The sequence below is a fragment of the Bradyrhizobium sp. WCU1 genome, assembly GCF_053474805.1.
Genome location: NZ_CM130280.1, coordinates 6100889 through 6119482, shown reverse-complemented (window position 1 = coordinate 6119482; position 18594 = coordinate 6100889). Strand labels below are relative to the sequence as shown.

20 protein-coding genes are annotated in these 18594 nt (G+C 65.0%); 9 read left to right on the top strand and 11 right to left on the bottom strand.

The features are described from left to right. Window positions 1-7: 7 nt before the first annotated feature. From ACTUWL_RS28525 to fliL, 5 genes are all read right to left on the bottom strand, one after another. A complete protein-coding gene (locus ACTUWL_RS28525) occupies window positions 8-3826 on the bottom strand; it encodes a redox protein (protein WP_021077951.1) in 3819 nt (1272 codons plus the stop codon). 270 nt (window positions 3827-4096) lie between these two features. Further along, window positions 4097-4906 (bottom strand): MotE family protein, encoded by an 810-nt coding sequence (locus tag ACTUWL_RS28520; RefSeq protein ID WP_021077952.1) that lies wholly within the window; start codon window positions 4904-4906, stop codon window positions 4097-4099. After that, a complete protein-coding gene (locus ACTUWL_RS28515; protein ID WP_021077953.1) occupies window positions 4903-5376 on the bottom strand; it encodes a DUF6468 domain-containing protein in 474 nt (157 codons plus the stop codon). Before ACTUWL_RS28515 ends, ACTUWL_RS28520 begins: the two co-directional genes overlap by 4 nt. Further along, window positions 5373-6575, bottom strand: coding sequence for a flagellar motor switch protein FliM (fliM, locus tag ACTUWL_RS28510; protein ID WP_021077954.1), 1203 nt, complete (start codon window positions 6573-6575; stop codon window positions 5373-5375). Before fliM ends, ACTUWL_RS28515 begins: the two co-directional genes overlap by 4 nt. Before the next feature lie 18 nt (window positions 6576-6593). Continuing rightward, the gene (fliL, locus tag ACTUWL_RS28505) at window positions 6594-7082 is read right to left on the bottom strand and encodes a flagellar basal body-associated protein FliL (protein ID WP_021077955.1); all 489 of its coding nucleotides are present in this window, start codon (window positions 7080-7082) and stop codon (window positions 6594-6596) included. A 382-nt stretch (window positions 7083-7464) separates the two neighbouring features. Between fliL and flgF the strand changes: the two genes are divergently transcribed. The 7 genes from flgF (at window position 7465) to ACTUWL_RS28470 (ending at window position 12649) form a co-directional block, all read left to right on the top strand. Then, the gene (gene flgF, locus ACTUWL_RS28500) at window positions 7465-8229 is read left to right on the top strand and encodes a flagellar basal-body rod protein FlgF (protein WP_021077956.1); all 765 of its coding nucleotides are present in this window, start codon (window positions 7465-7467) and stop codon (window positions 8227-8229) included. Window positions 8230-8245: 16 nt separating this feature from the next. Continuing rightward, window positions 8246-9034: a flagellar basal-body rod protein FlgG gene (gene flgG / locus ACTUWL_RS28495; RefSeq protein WP_021077957.1), complete on the top strand. Its 789-nt coding sequence runs from the start codon at window positions 8246-8248 to the stop codon at window positions 9032-9034. A gap of 2 nt (window positions 9035-9036) precedes the next feature. Further along, a complete protein-coding gene (gene flgA / locus ACTUWL_RS28490; RefSeq protein ID WP_035650636.1) occupies window positions 9037-10092 on the top strand; it encodes a flagellar basal body P-ring formation chaperone FlgA in 1056 nt (351 codons plus the stop codon). A gap of 5 nt (window positions 10093-10097) precedes the next feature. Then, complete coding sequence (gene flgH / locus ACTUWL_RS28485; RefSeq protein ID WP_021077959.1) at window positions 10098-10850, top strand: flagellar basal body L-ring protein FlgH; 753 nt, start codon at window positions 10098-10100, stop codon at window positions 10848-10850. 373 nt (window positions 10851-11223) lie between these two features. Continuing rightward, on the top strand, window positions 11224-11667 hold the full coding sequence (locus tag ACTUWL_RS28480; RefSeq protein ID WP_035650731.1) for a hypothetical protein: 444 nt from the start codon (window positions 11224-11226) through the stop codon (window positions 11665-11667). A gap of 100 nt (window positions 11668-11767) precedes the next feature. Then, window positions 11768-12061, top strand: coding sequence for a hypothetical protein (locus ACTUWL_RS28475; protein ID WP_021077961.1), 294 nt, complete (start codon window positions 11768-11770; stop codon window positions 12059-12061). A gap of 45 nt (window positions 12062-12106) precedes the next feature. Next, a complete protein-coding gene (locus ACTUWL_RS28470) occupies window positions 12107-12649 on the top strand; it encodes a hypothetical protein (protein ID WP_146160388.1) in 543 nt (180 codons plus the stop codon). Between the two features lie 78 nt (window positions 12650-12727). On the opposite strand, the gene ACTUWL_RS28465 is transcribed toward ACTUWL_RS28470, so the two are convergent. From ACTUWL_RS28465 to ACTUWL_RS28445, 5 genes are all read right to left on the bottom strand, one after another. After that, on the bottom strand, window positions 12728-13630 hold the full coding sequence (locus tag ACTUWL_RS28465; RefSeq protein ID WP_021077963.1) for a phosphatase PAP2 family protein: 903 nt from the start codon (window positions 13628-13630) through the stop codon (window positions 12728-12730). Between the two features lie 578 nt (window positions 13631-14208). Then, window positions 14209-14643, bottom strand: coding sequence for a DUF1801 domain-containing protein (locus ACTUWL_RS28460; RefSeq protein WP_021077964.1), 435 nt, complete (start codon window positions 14641-14643; stop codon window positions 14209-14211). A 34-nt stretch (window positions 14644-14677) separates the two neighbouring features. After that, the gene (locus ACTUWL_RS28455) at window positions 14678-14911 is read right to left on the bottom strand and encodes a hypothetical protein (RefSeq protein ID WP_021077965.1); all 234 of its coding nucleotides are present in this window, start codon (window positions 14909-14911) and stop codon (window positions 14678-14680) included. Between the two features lie 150 nt (window positions 14912-15061). Beyond that, window positions 15062-15493 (bottom strand): SRPBCC family protein, encoded by a 432-nt coding sequence (locus ACTUWL_RS28450; protein ID WP_021077966.1) that lies wholly within the window; start codon window positions 15491-15493, stop codon window positions 15062-15064. Continuing rightward, complete coding sequence (locus ACTUWL_RS28445) at window positions 15490-15813, bottom strand: ArsR/SmtB family transcription factor (RefSeq protein ID WP_035650642.1); 324 nt, start codon at window positions 15811-15813, stop codon at window positions 15490-15492. Before ACTUWL_RS28445 ends, ACTUWL_RS28450 begins: the two co-directional genes overlap by 4 nt. A gap of 694 nt (window positions 15814-16507) precedes the next feature. Here ACTUWL_RS28445 and ACTUWL_RS28440 point away from each other — a divergent pair. Both ACTUWL_RS28440 and ACTUWL_RS28435 read left to right on the top strand, forming a co-directional pair. Then, on the top strand, window positions 16508-17260 hold the full coding sequence (locus ACTUWL_RS28440) for a carbonic anhydrase (RefSeq protein ID WP_021077968.1): 753 nt from the start codon (window positions 16508-16510) through the stop codon (window positions 17258-17260). 66 nt (window positions 17261-17326) lie between these two features. Further along, entirely contained in the window at window positions 17327-17716 is a 390-nt protein-coding gene (locus ACTUWL_RS28435; protein ID WP_021077969.1) for a ClpXP protease specificity-enhancing factor SspB, read from the top strand. A 12-nt stretch (window positions 17717-17728) separates the two neighbouring features. Here the strand turns inward: ACTUWL_RS28435 and ACTUWL_RS28430 are convergent, their stop codons facing one another. Further along, window positions 17729-18514, bottom strand: coding sequence for a 2-keto-4-pentenoate hydratase (locus tag ACTUWL_RS28430; protein WP_021077970.1), 786 nt, complete (start codon window positions 18512-18514; stop codon window positions 17729-17731). Between the last annotated feature and the right edge of the window lie 80 nt (window positions 18515-18594).

Sequence of the window (18594 nt, the reverse complement as noted above, 5' to 3'; positions counted from 1 at the left end):
GGCGCGGCTACTGGGCGGCGCTGGCGCGGCGCTCGCCCTTGATCGCCGGCAGCACGCTCACCGGCGCCGCCTTCGGCATGTCGGGCACCGATCCGGTCGACACCGGATCGGGCAGCGGCGCGCGGGCGGTGGCATCGGGGAAGCGGGTCTTCATCTCGCGGATGAAGCCGTCGAGCGTGTCGACGCTGGCGGCCATCCGCGCGATCTGGGCGAATTCGGCGCTCGAGGTCGCGACCGGCTTGCTGGCCGAATCGAACGCCAGCCTGTCGGCATCGCCGGACATCAGCGGCGCGTATTTTTCGCGGAATCGGGATAGTCCGATGGCATCCTCTGCGAGCGCGTAGCCGACCACGGCGCGGATGACGTCGGCCTTCTCGCTCGCGTTGAGCGGCGTGAAGTCGCGCCAGCGGTCGCCGTAGTAGAGTTCGATCTGCTCGGACGCCTCGCGCCAGTGCCGCGACGCCCAATAGATGTCCGAACGCAGCCGGACCGCCTCGCGGCCGGTGATGTTCGAGATGATGTCGAGCGCGAGGTCGTGCCGGCCGACGTCGCTCTGCGCGCGCGCTTCGAGCAGCAGCCGCTGCTGGCGCAGTTCGCCGGAGAGATCCGCGATCCGCGTCGAACGCAGCGCGGCAATGGCGCGGTCGGGCTTGCGGTTCATCAGGTAGACCATCGCAAGCCGCGCGGCGACCTGGGCGCGTGCGGCGCCTTCGAGCCGCTTGTCGACCTGGTATTGCAAGAGGTCGGCGGCCTGGTCGAGCAGGTCGACGCCGACGAGACGATCGGCAAGACGGCGGATCATCTCGTCGCCGCGGCGACCGATCGGCGTCAATTCGCGATATTCGTAGAAGGTGCCGAGCGCGTCGATCGGCGCCATCTCGTCGCCCTTCGGGCCGAGATAGAGCTGCACGAACAGCGCCGAGGCGGCATCCTGCGCCTGGCGCGATTCCGGCGCGTTCGGCTGCAACCGGGTCGCGGCGCGCGTCACCGCGAAGGCGTCGGAATAACGCGCGGTCTCGGCATAGATCTTCGACAGCACATAGAGCGTCTTCAGCTCGATATTGTCGCCGCGCCACAGCATCGACAACAGCTCGAGCTCCTTCAGCACATCGTCGCGGCCGATCTCGCCGCGCTTCTGCTTGAGCAGCGTCTCGAGCAGCCTGCCTTCGGCGGCTGCCTGACGGTCGGCCGAATTGGCGGCGAAGCGGTAGGCGTCGAGCGCATCCTTCTCCTGGCCGAGCGCTTCGGCGAGCCGGCCGCGCAGCACCGCAACCGCAGGCTTGATCGCGTCGGGAACGCCGACCACGTCGAGATCGCTCTTGCGCCGCGCGGCGCCGGCATAGTCCTTGACCTCGAGCGAGGCCTTCATCGAATCAATGGTGACGATGCGCTGCAGGTCTGGCGGCAAGGTCGCGACCGCGAACTCGGAATTCTTGAATTTTTCGCGCGCCTCGGCCCATCTGCCTTCGCGGGCAAAGGCCAGCCCCTTCCACAATTGGGAATCGTAACCGTTGCCGATCGCCGGATTGGCGAGATCCTTCAGGCCCTGCGCCGGGTGCCCGACCAGGATGCTGGCGACCGCGTGCACCATCACCACGGACGGCGTCTCGCTGCCGCGCTTGCTCTCGGACAGGATCAGGTTGGCGACACCATGGGCTTCCTGGTACATGCCGCGCGCCATGTAGAACTCGGCGAGATCGAGCCGCGCCTGCGGCAGCTGCTCGGCACTGGCGGTCGAAGCTGCAGTGATCAGGCCGTCGAGCTGCTTGAGGAAATTCTCCGACTGGTTCTTGCTCCACACGTCCGGATCGAACAGCGGCTTCACCGCCGCGGTGGCGCGCTCGGCGGCGACATCGGCCGATGACAGCGTCAGGCCACCCGGACGGCCCAGCATCACCTTGTCGGCGCCGACCTCGGCCCTGACGTCGTCGGCGTTCGGATGGACCACGACGCCGTGGATCGATTCCAGCAGGGAGAGCTCGACGAAGTCCTGCCGCTTGATGATGCCGCGGGTCGGCGGCGGTGCGGTCACGATCCAGAGCGTATCGCCCGCGTCGGGATCGACCAGTCTGTGGAGCTGGCCGGGATTGGCGAGCGGCACGCTGACATTGGCGAGCGACGGCTCTGAGATGTTGCGCACCACTGACAACGGCAAAGGTGGCTTCTGCACGCGGTCGGCAAAGGTCAGCGTCCAGCTCACGCCGCGCGAACGGTCGTCGCTTTCGAGCGACGGCATCTGCGGCCGGTTGAGGCGGAAGCGTACCGCCTGCCCGTTCTCCAGCGCAATCCGGCTGACATCTGATATCAGCGCGCCGCCCTTGGCACGGATCGGGTCGACATCGATCGCCTCAGGCGTGTCGAACACCATCCACACGGTGTCGGCACGGCGGTACAGCGCCGCCGGCGTCGCGCCGGGGAATGAGAATGTCACCCGCAGCCCATCGCTGTCGCGCTGGGCATCGACTGAGGACTTGGCGATGGACTTGCCACGGGCCTCGGCCGGCGGCGATGGCTCAGCGGCGGGCTTCGGTGCTTCGCTGACTGGTGCCTTGTTCTGCTCTGCCGCGGCGCCGGCACTGCCCTCGCGCGGTGCGGGCGGGTTCTCGACGTCGGCCGCTGGTGCAGCCACGACCTTCGGCAGTTCCGGATCGGGCAGCTCCGATCTCGGCTGTTCGGTCTTCGCCGGCATGGCGGCCGGTTGTTCGGTCGTAGCCGGTTCGGGTTTCGCAGGCTCGGATTGCGGCGGCCCGGACTTCTGCTCAGGCTTGGCTGGCTCGGACTTGGCAGATTCAGGCTTGGCAGACTCAGACTTGGCAGACTCAGATTTGGCAGGCTCCGCTTTGGATTGATCGGGACGGATCTCGATCCTGGCCTGCTGCGCGAAGCTCTCCGATGTCACCGGCGCGATGGCCGCGGCGCCCTTCAGTTTGCCGCGCGTGGGCAACAACGAACTCTGCGAGGGCTTCGCCGCCGGCTGCTGCTCGTTCTGCTGGAACGCGACATCGACGATGTAGCTCTTCTCGTCGCGGAACGAATGCACGTCGACATCGCCAATCAGGGTCACGTCGACCGCCGAAGTGTCCGTATCGGCCCGCGAACTGATCGAGGCGACGTTCGGCGGGGCGGCGACCTTGGCATCGGCAAGGTCGAACGCCAGGACCGAGTTGAAGGACAGCGTCAGTTTCTGCTCGTTCAGCACCGAGGAGACGCTGACCCCGTCGGGAACCTCGAACACGAAGCGCACGAAGGTGGGCTGCACCAGCGCGCGAACCCGGATTGGCGGCTTCTTCCTGGCGGCATCGGCGGCGCGCTGGATGCGCAGCAGACGCTCGGCGGCACGGGCGCGCTCCGCCAGTTCGCGGATCACGTCCTGCGGCAGCGATGGCGGCGGGCCGGTCCAGCCGTCGGGCAGGAAGTCGACGAAGATGCGCTCGCCGGCGGTCATGGTGTTGACGGTGACGCGGCGCGCCAGCGACAGCCGGATCGCCGAGCCGTCCGGATCGCGGCGCGCGGCGCCGACATAGTCGGGCACAGCATCCGACAGTTTCTCGACGGGGATATCGACCGGACGCTTGAAGCGGATCACGATGATCGAGCCGGCGGTCGTGACCTCCGACTCGACATCTTCCTTCAGCTTCAGCACCAGCCGGGCATAGCCGTTCGCGGCCGAGAACGTCGCCTCACCCGGCACCGGCGGCGGGTCTTCGGCACGCAGCGCGGTCGGACATACAAAGAGAGCAAGGCCGGCGGCGAGCAGGCACAGACGCGCGGTCCGCGCCCAGGCGCGGCCTTGCGACCATGTTCCAGCGGCAGCCGTTCGCGCCATCTCGAAACGTCTTCTCGGACCTCAGCAAGCCAGCGCGAAGCGCCCTCGCCCACGCGTCCCGATCTTGGATCGGGCGGCGTTAAGGAGCTGTTAACGACAACGGATTGCGAGCACGGAGGTTACGTAATGTTCTGTTGGTCCGTCATTCCGGGTCGCGCCTCCTGGCGCCAGCCCGGAGTCCATTGGCCCGCAGGCTCTCCGGATGGATGGATTCCGGGGTTCTCGCTCCGCGAGCTCCCGGAATGACGATCGTGAAGGGCCAACGCTCCGTCAATTCGTCTTCGGCGCGAGCATCTTGCCTTCGATCTTGGGAAGATCGTCGGTTGAAGCCGACTTGTCGCCGCCGGCGCGGCGGGCGAGTTCGACCGTGAGCCGCTCGGCGGCTTCGGGCTGCATCAGGCCCAGAATGTCGGACATCTTGCGCGGCTGGATCTGCGAGGCGATCTGGTAGAGCACGTTCATCTCCAGCCGGTCGAACACCTTGGCGGCGTCCTTCGGCTTCATGTTCTCGTACATGGTGACGATGCCCTTGAAGCGCGCGGCCTCAGCTTCCGCCTTGGCTGCGGCGTCGGCGTTCGCCTTGGCATCGTTGGCCTTGGCTTCCTCGACCTTGGCCTCGATTCGCTTCTCTGCGGCTTTCAGCAGGCTCTCGCGGATCTCGACCTCGCGAGCACGCGTCTCGAGCTCCTGGCGACGCGACTGCAGCCGTTCCAGGATCGCACGTTCGGATGCCGACACCGGCGGCGGCGCATCCAGGTTGACCACGACGCCGTCGGGCTTGGACGGCTCCGCGGCCGGTGCGGCCGGCTTCGGCGCCTCGTCCTTCTTGGCGTCCTTGTTCTCGACCGACCCCGTGATGTCGCCGGGATCGGCCTTGAGCTTGCTGTCGGCCACTGCCTTGCCGGCACCGGGGAAGTTGAAGTTCTGTTGCGCCCAGGACGGGCCGGCCGGGCGGGCCGGCGCCTCCTCGGCAAACACGTAACCGCCATCGAGCACGAGGCCCGCGACCTTCAGCACCATCAGGCCGAAGATCGCGACCAGCACCACGGGCATCACTCTGATGTCACGAAGCAACTTCATGCAGCGAGGCCGCCGGCCCTCCTGCGCTCGGTGAACGCTTCGGCCGCCGCAGCAACCGCGCGCGCGGCGGAAACCCTGGGCGCCGGCGCCGCTGGCGCTGCAGGCGCAGCCGCCTGCGCCGGCGCACGCGCGGGCTCTGACGGTCGCGCGGCCAGCGCGATCTTGGACAGGCGGCGGACCACGCCGTCACCCTCGGCGAGCTGGGTCTTCAGCAGCGCCGACATCTGCGTCGCCGCGTCGAGCTGGTTGCCGAGGTTCTCGTTGACGTCGCGCACCGCGTGCTTCAACCCGCCGATCGCCCGCTCGGCGATCTCGGTCGCGGTGATCAATTCGGCAATCGTCGCCTTCAGCGAATGCTCGTCGGCCTTCAGCCGCTGCAGGCGCTTGTTGAGCAGCCAGCAATAGCCGATGGTCAGCATCAGCAGCACGGCCACCAGACTCTCAATTGCTAGTCCAAGCACATGACTCATGGTGCCTCCATCATCTTGGTCCGCTCGTCCGCCTTCTCGAACATCGCGAAGGTGGTTTGGGGTTTACGCAAATTCTTGGTGACGCGGATCGCGACCCGGTCGCCGACACGGCCCATGCGGCCTTCCGTCAGCGTGACGTTGCCGCAGCGGACCGAGACGAGCGCATCGGAGCGGATGTCGAGCGGCAGCGTGTCGCCGACCTTGAGCTTCATCAGCTCCTTCAGCGGGATGTCCGCTTCGTACAGCACCGCATCGACCGCAATCTCGGCCTGCGCCACCTCGGTCGCGAAATGACCTTCCCAGATCGGATCGCGACCGAACTTTTCGCCCATGAACATCTGCAACAGCACGTTGCGGATCGGCTCGATGGTGGCGTAGGGCAGCAGCAACTCGACGTTGCCGCCGCGATCTTCCATGTCGATGCGCAGGCGGACCAGGATCGCGGCGTTGGCCGGGCGGCTGATCGCGGCAAAGCGCGGATTGGTCTCGAGCCGGTCGATCGAGAAGGTCACCGGCGACAGCGGCCGGAACGCCTGCTCGGCGTCCGACAGCACCACCTCGACCAGGCGCTTGACCAGATTGGTCTCGATCGTGGTGTAGGGTCGGCCCTCGATGCGCAGCTGGGTCTGGCCGCGGCGGCCGCCGAGCAGCACGTCGATCATCGAATAGATCAGGCTGGAATCGACGGTGGCGAGACCGAAATTCTCCCACTCCTCCGCCTTGAACACCGAGAGCACCGCCGGCAGCGGGATCGAGTTCATGTAGTCGCCGAACCGCACCGAGGTGATGCGGTCGAGCGAGACTTCGACGTTGTCCGAGGTGAAGTTGCGCAACGATGTCGTCATCAACCGGACCAGGCGGTCGAACACGATTTCGAGCATCGGCAGACGCTCGTAGGACACCATCGCCGAATCGATGATGGCGCGAATGCCGGAATGATCGTCGAGGCTGACGTCGCCGACCGTGAAGCCGAGGAGATTGTCGATCTCCTCCTGCGACAGCACGCGTTCGCCATTGGTGGTCTTGCTGCCGAAGTCGCGGCTGCCGTCCTCGACCATGGCGGCCCATTGCAGCGCCATGTTCTCGGTGAGCTCATTCTTGGCAGCTTCCGCCGCGGCCGCCGCGGGATCCTCGGAATCGAGCGAGGCTTCCCATTGGGCCGCAATGGCGTCCTGGTCCATCTGGTCGTTGCCGGCCATGGCTTTACATCCGCCCCGTCACTGGATCACGACTTCCTTGAACAGCACCGCGTTGACCTGGTTGGGCGCCAGCGCGAGGTTGACGCGCTTGGTCAGCTCCTCCTTGAGGCGGAACAGGCCGGCCGAGCCGTTGAGGTCGCTCGGGCGCAGCTCGCGCATATAGGTCTGGAACAGGTCGGTGACGCGCGGCAGCGCCGGCTTGATCGCCTCGACCTGCTTCTCTTCCTTGACCTCGAGCACGAGCTTGAGCTTGAGATATTGCACACGCTCGCCGGGCGCGCCGACCAGATTGACCAGCATGTCCGGCACGTCGACGAAGCTCGGCGGTTTCGGCGGCGGCGCCTCGGCGTGCTGCTCCTCGCCGTGGCCGCGCATGAAGACAAACCATCCGCCTGCGCCCGCGCCGAGCACGACGAGGAAGCCGACGACGGCAATGATCAGCTTGAGCTTGCCCTTCTTCGGAGCGGCCGCGCCTTCGCCGCCTTCCGTCTTTTCCTCGTCCGCCATCGTCCGCTCGCTTCACTCTGAAGGATGCGAACGCGATTTGCCCCAGCTTTGGCCTGAAGACGCGATACAAATGCCGCCGGCGCACACGCGCCCCATCGCCGGCAACGCTAGGGCCCGAATGGTTAACGGAACCTTAGGATTTACCTTCCACTAGGAAAAAACTGCCGGGCAAACATGGTCAACAAGACCTTTCTGCCGCCCCCTCCGACGCCCGGCCAGAGACCTAAGCCTTTCAAATACCTTAGTATTTCAAGTTGGCACGGCTTTCGCTGAGAGCACGGCGTGACTGGCGGGTTTGGGAGAACCCAATGGTTACCGACGGGTCCGGCGTGAAGGTTTGGGAGAACCTGCGTTCGGATCGCCTCACAGGGGAGAACCACCGATGCAGAATACGCTTCTGGTCGGCCTATCGAAGCAGATGGTGCTGGAACGGCAGATGGATGTCGTTTCCAACAACATCGCGAACATGAACACCAACGGCTACAAGGCCGATCGGTCGCTGTTCCAGGAATATCTGTCCTCGAACGCGCACGAGGACAATTTCGCGTCCGCCGACCGCCGCGTCTCGTTCGTGCAGGACCGCGCGACCTTCCACGACTTCTCGCAGGGCCCGACCGAGGAGACCAAGAACCCGCTCGACGTCGCGATCGACGGCAATGCCTTCCTGGTGGTGCAGACGCCGGGCGGCGAGCGCTACACCCGCGAGGGCAATCTGGCGATCAACAACCGCGGCCAGCTGGTCACCGCCTCGGGCTATCAGGTGCTGGGCACCGCCGGCCCGATCACCTTCCAGCAGACCGACCACGACGTCTCGATCGCCGCCGACGGCAACATCACCGTGCTCGAGGGCACCTCCCGCCTCGACTCGATCCGCGGCAAGCTGCGCCTGGTCTCGTTCGCGCAGGCCCAGCGCCTGCTCAAGGAAGGCGGCAATCTCTACGCACCCGGCGAAGGCGCGGTGGCGCAGCCGGCCACCAAGGCCCAGGTTCGCCAGGGCTTCATCGAGAAGTCGAACGTCAATTCCGTCGTCGAGATGAGCCGCATGATCGAGATCACGCGGACCTACACCCAAATCGCCTCGCTGCTGCAGCAGCAGAGCGACCTGCACAAATCGGCGATCGAGAAGCTCGCCGACGTGCCGAACTGATCCGGGGGACTGACCGATGCGCGCACTTTATACCGCTGCGACCGGAATGGCGGCACAGGAACTCTCTGTTCAGGTGATCTCCAACAACATCGCGAACCTGCGCACCACCGGCTACAAGAAGCAGCGCGCCGCGTTCCAGGACCTGATCTACGACCACGTGCGCCGGGTCGGCGCGCAGGCCTCCGACCAGAACACCATCCTGCCGATGGGCATCGACCTCGGCGGCGGCGTGAAGACCGTCGGCACGCCGCGCCTGATGACCCAGGGCACGCTGTCGCCGACCGGCAACGATCTCGACATCGCGATCCGCGGCGAAGGCTTCTTCAAGATCCTGATGCCGGACGGCACCTACACCTACACCCGCGACGGCTCGTTCCAGATGGACAACCAGGGCCGCATCGTCAACGCGCAGGGCAATCCGGTGCAGCCGACGATCACGATTCCGCAGAACGCCTCCGGCCTCACCATCAATGCGCAGGGCCAGGTCTCGGTGACGCTGCCGGGCCAGACCGCATCGACCACGATCGGCCAGATCGGCCTGACCCGCTTCATCAACAAAGCCGGGCTGATGCCGATCGGCGACAATCTGTTCACGGAAACACCGGCCTCCGGCCAGCCGCAGGACGGCATCGCCAACACCGACGGCTATGGCGACATGCAGCAGAGCAACCTCGAACAGGCCAACGTCGAGGTGGTCTCGGAAATCTCCGACCTGATCGCAGCGCAGCGCGCCTACGAGATGAACTCGAAGGTGGTCTCCGCGGCCGACCAGATGATGCAGTCGACCTCCAACCTATTTCGCTGAGGATGATGTCGATGATCGCCCGCTCACTCCTGATTGCAGCAGCGCTGCTCGCGGCCTCGATGACTTCGGCCGCCGCGCAAAGCCGCAGCGAGACCATCGCGGTGCCGACGCTGCGCGCCAGCATTACGGTCGCGGACGACATCGTGCGGGTCGGCGACCTGATCGACAATGCCGGCAGCGCCGGCAGCATCGCGATCTACCGCGCGCCGGACCTCGGCACCACGGGCACGCTGCCGGTCGCACAGGTGCTGAACGTACTGCGCTCACACCAGGTGATCGGCGTCGACACCCGCGAGCTGAAGGAGATCACCGTCACGCGGCTTGCGCGCACCATCGACAGCAAGGAGATCGAGCAGCAGCTGTCGCGCGCGCTCGAGGGCCGCCACGGGCTCGGCCGGGCCGGCAACATCGCGCTGACCTTCGACCGCGATCCCGGCGATATCAGGCTGGAGTCGACCAATACCGGCGCGATGCAGCCGATCGCTGTGCGCTACGACCCGCGCTCGACGCGCTTCGACGTCACCTTCGAGATCAGCAACGACGCCGGCACGGCGCCGTACAAGCTGCGCCTCACCGGCACCGCGATCGAAACCATCGAGGCCGCCGTGCTGACGCGGAATGTCGAGCGCGGCGACGTGCTGAAGGCCTCCGACGTGGTGGTCGAACGCCGTCCGAAGGCCGAAATCGGCAGCGACGCGGCAGCACGCGACAGCGCCGTCGGCATGCAGGTGCGCCGCCAGCTCCGCGCCGGCCAGGCGCTGCGCGTCGCCGACATGGCAAAGCCCGATCTCGTCACCCGCGACCAGAACGTCATCCTGATCTACCGCACCGCCGGCATCTATCTCACCATCCGCGGCAAGGCGATGGATGGCGGCGCCGAAGGCGACGTCGTCAGCGTGATGAATTTGCAATCCAAGCGCGCCGTCTCCGGCGTCGTCACCGGCCGCGGCGAGGTCTCGATTTCGGTCGCGACCCCGCGCCCGGCGCCGGTTGCCGACGCCACCTCGTCAGATTCCGCTCCCGTCAAGCTGAGTTCAGTCGCACCAAACGCCGAGTAAAGTTCATGTCCCAGTACCGTATCAACCGCCTCATCCTGACCGGTGCGCTGATCGCACTCGGAACGATCGCCAGCGGCTGCTCCTCGATCGACCGTCTCTCCCAGATCGGCGAACAGCCGAAGCTGACGTCGATCGACAATCCGACGACGCAGCCCGGCTACAAGCCGGTGCAGATGCCGATGCCGAAGCCCGAGGTCGCCTCCTACAGCCCGAACTCGCTGTGGCGCAGCGGCTCTCGCGCCTTCTTCAAGGACCAGCGCGCCGCGCGCGTCGGCGACATCCTGACCGTCACGGTGAACTTCACCGACAAGGCCGCGATCGCCAACGAGACCCAGCGCAGCCGCACCAACAAGGAAGACTCCGGCGTCTCCAACTTCCTGGGATCGCAGACCATCACGCAAGCGAACAAGATCCTGCCCGGCCGCATCCTGACTGCCGACTCGGCGGCCTCGAGCGACGGCAAGGGTTCGGTGAACCGGCAGGAAGCGCTGCAGACCAACGTCGCCGCGGTCGTCACCCAAGTGCTACCCAACGGCAATCTCGTGGTCGAGGGCAAGCAGGAGATCCGCGTCAACTACGAGATCCGCGAGTTGATCGTGGCCGGCATCGTGCGTCCGGAGGACATCCAGAGCGACAACACCATCGACTCCTCGAAGATCGCCCAGGCCCGCATCGCCTATGGCGGCCGCGGCCAGATCACCGACGTGCAGCAGCCGCGCTACGGCCAGCAGGTTCTCGACGTGCTCTTGCCCTTCTAGCCGCATGATCCCGAACGATTTCGGATGAGGATCATGCCTGAGTAAGACCTTCACGAGCTCCCACATCTCGTCGCGAACCTAGGCGCGGCGCGGTGTACCAACACGGCCCTCGCCAGCTCCCCTGGCGGGGGCCGTGGCATTTGGAGCGCGTCAAAACAAGCCAGGAGCCCGCTTCGATTCAATCGAGACGGAAAGGCTCTTGTGACCGGTCGCATGCACTCAAGCTGTTGTCGCGCACCAGTCCGATACCGCTTCGCGCAAATCGCGCGATCGGCTTCTCGGTTCGTTAACCGTCGCAGCAGTGCACAGTGGCAGTCGCGACGCTTGCAACGTAGCAAGGGGACAACGCAGGGTTTCTGTTTGTATGACGGTCATGCAAAGAGACGGACAATATGCGGCGTGGTTCCGGACGCCGCGGGGCGAAGGCACCGGAATAGTCCAGCTCGACAATGGCAGGATCAGCGGCGGCGACGCCATGTTCACATATGGCGGCTCCTATCAGCTTGACGAGGACCGCTTCACGGCGGTCCTGACGACGCACCGCTATGCCGACGGCCCGTTCACCACCGTGTTCGGGTGCGACGAGGTCGAGGCGCAGCTGACCGGCTCGTTCAGCGGCAACCGCGCGGTGTGCATGGGAACGGCGAAGCAGGCCCCCGGCGTAGTGTTCGAGGCCACGCTGTTTCTGCAGCAGCCGGAAGCCGCGCCCACGCCGCCGCCGAAATCCGCGCCGGGTTCTGCCGGCCTCGCCAGGCTGCCAAAGCCCGCGGTCAGCCGCCGCTCGCCGAATCCATTCGCGGGCAAGCGCATCGTCTGATCCGCGCCCCGTTCCCGATGGCGCCCGCGCCCGAGCCGGCGTACGATCCTGCATGCGCACGAAGCGCAGCCCGATCGATCCAGCCGGAAGGAGCAAGCCCATGTATGCCGCCATCCGCCAGGCCAAGGCAAAAACCGGCACCGCCGAAGAACTCGCGCGCCGGATCAAGGAAGGCGCGATCCCGATCATCAGCGACGTCGAAGGCTTCATGGCCTATTATGTGGTGTATGCCGGCGACGACACCGTCACCGCGATCAGCGTGTTCAACAATCATGCCGGTGCGGAGGAAGCCAACCGCCGCGCGCTGGCCTGGATCGACGACAATCTCGGTCCCCTGCTGGTCGGGCAGGCCACCGCGGTTGCGGGTCCGGTCATCGTGCATACGAAAGCATAGTGGCCGCAACGAGGTTGCGGCTCCGGTCGTGCATACGAAAGCATAGTGGCCGCAACGGGGTTGCGGGTCCGGTCATCGTGCATACGAAGGCGTGACGGCCGGTTTATCGGCAAACTTCACCCGGCAGCAATTTCCCGCGGCACGTGTGGCGCGCGTCGCGCCACCGCGATCCGCTTGAATTTACAGTGGCACCGCTTGGCACGCCATTTGCTCCGCGATTGCAGCACTGCAACGGGAAAGCGCGCGCAGATGACGGCGATATCGGCCTTCGGATCGGTCACAGCCAACATGACGACCGGCAAGTTGAAGAAGCCGCTGATCGCCGACGCCACGGGGTCTTCGCAAGCCGCCGGCGACAGCTCATCCACCGACACCGTCGAACAGAAATTTCTCAAATACGCGCAGATGAGCCCGATGGACCGCTTGCGCGCCAACATCCTCAAGAGCATGGGCATGTCGGAACAAGATTTGAAGAACATGACGCCGGATCAGCGCGCCGCGGTCGAGCAGAAGATCAAGGTGCTGATCGAGCAGTCGTTCCAGAAGAACTCCGGCAAGGCCGGCCAGGCGGTCGACATTTCAGCATAGCGTCGCTGCGCGCGAGCCCGCATGGACGCCGGCGTTCAGGGCATTCTGTCCCCGAGATTTGCAGAGAAGAACGCTTTGTCATGTCGCCGCAGTCGAAGGCTGCGGGGAGACGTTCCGTAACGGATCTGCGGATCGCGCGAGATACCTGCCAACGCGGTTCACCGCATGGATCGATACCGCCGCCACCACGAGCCCGGCAATGACGTCGACGAAATAGTGACCGCCTCCGATCGGCGTCGCCGCCAGCATCACCGAGTTCCAGATCAAGCCGACACCTCTGAGCCAACGGATCGGCCAGCAGGCCCACACGTACAGTGCCGCGGAAACGGCGTGAAAGCTCGGAAACGTCAGGAGTGGCCCCAGTTCAAACGGGTCGAGCAATCTCGTGGTGCCGTTGCGGACGAGCGGCAGCTCTCTCAAGGTGTCGTAGTAGACGCTTGGTTCAACATGCGAATAGTCCGCCGGCAGGAGCCCGAGTGCCCCGTAGACGCCGGTGGCCGGAACCAGGGTCGAGATTCCGGTCGTCACAATAAGGCCTGTCGCGAAGGCGAGGACAAGCTCCGCCGCGCGTTGGTAGTGCCCGACCAGGCCGAGCAGCGACAGCAACGCGAAGAGCTGAAGCCAAATGGAGTTGTAGGCCTTTGCGAGCACGCCGATCAGAATCGGTCGATCGTTGGCGAAGTCCAGATAGGCGCGGAAATCCAGACCAAGGAACCGGTCGAACGCGAGCAGATTGGCGTCCTGCATCGGCAGGTTCGCCGCCGCAGCAATGTATCCGAGTGACGCGAGCAACATGGCGACGCAGAAGATCTGCGGCAGGACGAACAGGGGCACGTAGATTCGCGGATCGCTGTCAGCCGACGTCATCTTGAAATATCCGAACGATCCGTAGAGGCCGGCCACCGCTGCGACGATGAGGTAGCTGCCGGCACGCACCCGAAAGTCGGTCAGGAGAAGCGCGCCCAGAAAGACTACCAGCATCGCGGCGATCAATATCCAATTGAGCTGCAGCAGTCGCTTGGCAACCGCGAGGTGCGTATCCTCGCCCTGAATTGGGTGAGCGTCCGCCGGCTGCGATAGTGCGGGCCAACGCCGGCCGCTACCACGGTGGTGGACGCGAGGAGTGCGAGATTGCTCCGCTCTCGGACAGGCCCCCGCTGCAATACCAACGTCGGCCGGCGATACGATCTCTGGCCGGACAACCAATCCACTGAACATTGCAACTGCCATTCCAGCGCGGCGTTTCGACACGAAGCCCGCTCATTCCACAGCCACAAGTTTAGCATCCGCCCGCAAAGTTGCGTCGGTATACCGGTACAACCATCAGCGGGCCGCGCGACTTTCATGTCCAATGGTGAACGATTTATTGCGCTACATTTTCAGGGAGATGGCGTCCGCGTCCGACGCTGCCGCGAGCCTATTCCGTTCCGATTGAATCGGAACGGGCTCTAGATTCTTGTTTTGACGCGTTTTCTTGACGCGAACCGGTATCCACTCGGCTCGAAAACGCTCTGGTCGTGATCATCTCGGATGGATCCTTAACCGCATGCCGGCGCAGCTCACGCCTTTTTCTTCGCGGTCGCGTGGGCGCCTGCGGTCGCCTTCTTTGCCGGCTTCTTCGCCGACTTCCTTGACCTGGCCTGGTTGAGCTCGATCGCGGCGCGGATCAAGGTCTTGAACGCAGAAGCGTTGATCTTGTCGCCCTCGAACAGGTCGATCGCGCGCCGCACATTGCCCTCGAAGCCGGTGTTGAACAGCTTGTCGGGGTCCGGGAGCTGCGCGCCATACATGAAGGTCAGCTTCACCTTGCCCTTGTGCGCGTTGCCGACCGCGATGATGCCGTCGCGCGACCACACCGGGCTGCCCATCCACTTCCATTCCTCGATGATGCCGGGGTCTGCAGCGAGGATGCTCTTGCGCAGGCCGGCGAGCGCCTTGCCGCGCCAGTCGGCGAGATCCTCGATCATCTGGTCGATCCGTTCCGATGCCGTCATCGCTTCCTCCTCGCTCCTCGGCTGCCCCAATCAATCATACTTGCGATGCCGAGGTCGATCCCCCGAGCCGGCGCCGCGGCGCCAGATAGGGCAGCGCGAACAGGTACAGGCCGCTGAGCAGCATAGGGATCAGCGGGAACAGCGCCAGCAGGCCGATCCAGACCGCCTGCTGCTGCAAGACCATCGCGATGATGTTGATGATGACGGCAACCGTGAAGACGATCGAAAGCCAGCGGTGCGATTGCCTGATGAAGTTGTTCCAGTTCAATGTGATCTCCTGTTGTATGTGTTTGTGCTGAAGCGACGACTTGTCTGCCGAAGCCTTGGCGAAGGCGGAAGCAATCCATTTATCCGCGCATGCGGCACGATGGATTGCTTCGCTTCGCTCGCAATGACGAGGATGGAGCTGCAGCAATCCTCACTCCGCCCGCACCAGCAGCTGATCGAGCTTCTCGAAAAACTGCTTCCAGCCGGCATGGGCGCCGCCATAGGCCTGCTTCTGATGCGGCTGGAAGCCGGACTGCTCGACGCGCAGATGGGTGCCGCGTGCCGTCGGCGTCAACGTGAACACCACCACGCTCTCGAGATTGTAGGCGGCATCCTCATGTGTGAAATTCCAGGTGTAGGACAGCGTCCTGTGCGGCTCGATGGTGAGCACCTTGCAGTCCAGCACGCCGCCCCACTCGCCGCGCAGATTGAAGCTGTGTCCGACCTCGGGCTTGAAGTCGTTCTTCATCAGCCACTCCTCCATCAAATGCGGTTGCGTCAGCGCGCGCCAGAGTTTCTCAGGAGGATGAGGAAATTCGCGCTCGACGATCGCCGAGCGCGTCTCACGGGTGGTGTCGTTCATTGATCCATCCTTTTGAGAAGATCTTCGAGGTGATCGAACCGGTTCTGCCAGAAGCCGGCCATCTGGCTGGTCCAGTCGATCAGCGGCGCCAGCGCGCCGAGTTGCGCGCTGTAATGCGTCTGCCTGCCTTCATGGCGATCGCGCACCAGGCCGGCCTGCTTCAGCACGCCGAGATGCTTTGACACCGCCGGCTGAGAAATCCTCGCCCGCGCCGTCAGCGCGCTGACGGTCTGCTCGCCCTCGCGGCACAGACGCTCGAAGATCGCCCGGCGGGTCGGGTCCGCGAGGGTTCGAAACAGCATGTCGTGAGCGTCTGGCATTTTACGATCAATAACCCGTTGATTATGTATTTATGCATAACTAGCCGGCTATGGATTAGTCAAGCGACAATTCGGAGTAGGTAAGTTTCGCTAGGTGATGCGTTTATTGGGCGGCTCAGCCCTGCCCAGAACGCCCGCTCTTTTATAACCCGCGGGTTATTAAATAACGTCGATCTGTCCGCTGGCATTGCGATCGGCAGAGCAGCTTGTCCGCCGGAGGCGAAGCGAACAGTCGGCGGCGCAAACGATGGGTACTCCGCAAGCAGAGGGCGAAACGAAGAGCATGGCTCGGACAATTCGTGTCGCGAGAGTGCGAAGCTGTGTCCCCACTCAAGCTGTCGTCGCCCGGCTTGACCGGGCGATCCAGTACGCCGCGGCTTATCGGCTCAAGCACTGCGGCCTCTGGAATACCGGATCACCCGCATGCGCGCGGGTGATGACACCGATGTTGGACCATCACCACCGTCGTCCTGGCGAAAGCCAGGACCCATTACCCCGAAAGCTCATCGCTGCGCGATGCTGGGGCCACGATCCTTCTTGCAATCCGGTGCGGTGGTCGTGGGTCCTGGCTTTCGCCAGGACGACGACGCGTGGACGTGGCGGCCGCGCACGCGAGAACGCACGTCGTTGCGAATAGATTGCGCTTCACCTACAAATATCGCGCGGATGCGGTCCTTGTTCACGGAGAACCTCGATGTGCCAACTCTGCGACGTCGTACCTTCCGGCCAGACCTCCCGACGATCTTTCCTCGCCGCCGCGGCATGCACCGCCGCCGGCCTCGCCTTTGCGCCGCCGATCTCCGCCAAGGAGACAAAGCCGCCGCCGAAGCCGCAGAACGTGCTGGCGCCGGATGCCGCGCTCGACCGGCTGGTGAAGGGCAATCTCCGCTATGTCGAAGGCGTGTCGCGGCGGCATGATTTCAAGCACGAGCGCGAGGCGCTGGCCACCGGACAGAATCCGTTTGCCGGCATCCTGAGTTGCGCGGACTCCCGCATCGCGCCGGAATACGCCTTCGACACCGGTCGCGGCGATCTGTTCGTCTGCCGCGTCGCCGGCAATTTCGCCAGCGACGAGATGATCGCGAGCCTCGAATATGGGTCGTCAGTGCTCGGCGTGCCGCTGTTCATGGTGCTCGGTCACGACAGCTGCGGGGCAGTCGATGCCGCGATCAAGTCGCTCAAGGACAACTCCACCCTGCCCGGCCACCTGCCCTCGCTGGTCAGCGCGATCACGCCGGCGGTGAAGGCGACCGAGGGCAGGCCGGGCGACCGCCTCGCCAACGCGATCAGGCAAAACGTCATCGACAACGTCGCCAAGCTCAAGACGGCGACACCGATCCTGAGCGCCGCGGTCGATCAGGGCAAGCTCAGGATCGTCGGCGCGGTCTACCGGCTGACTGACGGCAAGGTCGAGCTGGTCGCGGACGGCAAGCGGCCAACCACTTGAACCTCGGCGCGGTCTGCGACCACTGAAGCCAAGAACGACGTCGCGTGAGCGACATGGAGCAGGCGGATGTGGCACCGGAGCGAACGGATTGCTGGAGCGCTGCTCCTGCTGGTGGCCTCCCTGCCGGCGCGCGCCGGCGTCGAGCCCTGCAACACCGCGCAGAAGCGGACCGAAATGACCGCGTTGCTCCGCCGCGCCGCGGAGGACCGGCCGGTCAACATCACCTTCGCAACCCGGGCCGACGGCGTGAAGCTGCCCGCCGCCGTGGTCGAGAAATACCCCGAGGAGATCACGATCATCCTGCAACACGAATTCGATCGCCTCGTGGTCAGGGACGACGGCTTCGAGGTCGGCGTCTGGTTCAATCGCAAATATGCCAGGCTGGCCGTGCCGTTCGACGCCGTCAGGAGCCTGTGGGACGGCAAGGCCCTGATGTGTACGAACGATCAAATGTAGGAAACAGTGACCTCAGGTGAACGCCGCTTCTACCTTGCCGAGCCCATCGAGCTCCATCACGACCACATCGCCCGCCTTCAGCCACACCGTCTTGACCAGGCTGCCGGTCATGACGATCTGGCCGGCATGCAGGCCACGGCCCTCGGCGGCGAGATGATTGGCGAGCCAGGCGAGCGCGTTGTGGGGATGGCCGAGCACGTCGGCGCCGGTGCCGCGCCCCTCCTCCTTGCCATTGATCATCGCGCGTCCCACCACCTTGCGCAGATCCGGCACGGTAATGCGCGGCACGGCCTCGCCGAGCACGCAGCCGGCGGCGAAGAAATCGTCGGCGATCAGCGTCGGCGCGCCGAGCGTCTCCCATTTGACATAGCGGTCGTCGACGATCTCAATCGCGGGATGGTAGGCCTCGATCGCTTCCGCGACCCATTCGGCGGTAAAAGGCGCTTCGCTCGCAGCCAGATTGCGCGCCAGCCGCACCGCGATCTCGCATTCGACGCCGACATGGACGAAGTCGGCCGCCGGCAGCCGCACGCCGCTGTCATGCACGACCTTCTCGAACACGCCGCCGCCGCAGGGGTGCGGGATGTTGATGTACTCCTGCATCACGGCGCTGGTGCAGCCGATCTTGTAGCCGACGAGGCTGCCGACCTGCGGCTGCAACAGATCGTGCAGCGCGTACTGCACCTGATAGCCCTCGGCCTCGTCGCGCGGCACGACGTCTTTCGGAAGCGCCTTGAGCGGCGCGCGGCTACGGCGCGCGCTGGCGATCGCCTTTGCGGCCGCGAGGATCCGTTCCATCTGCGCAGCCTCCCAGTTGTCTCGGCGGCGCGGTGGCGCCTCCGTCTGCTCACGGCAATTCAGCACCCGCCGATGCGTCT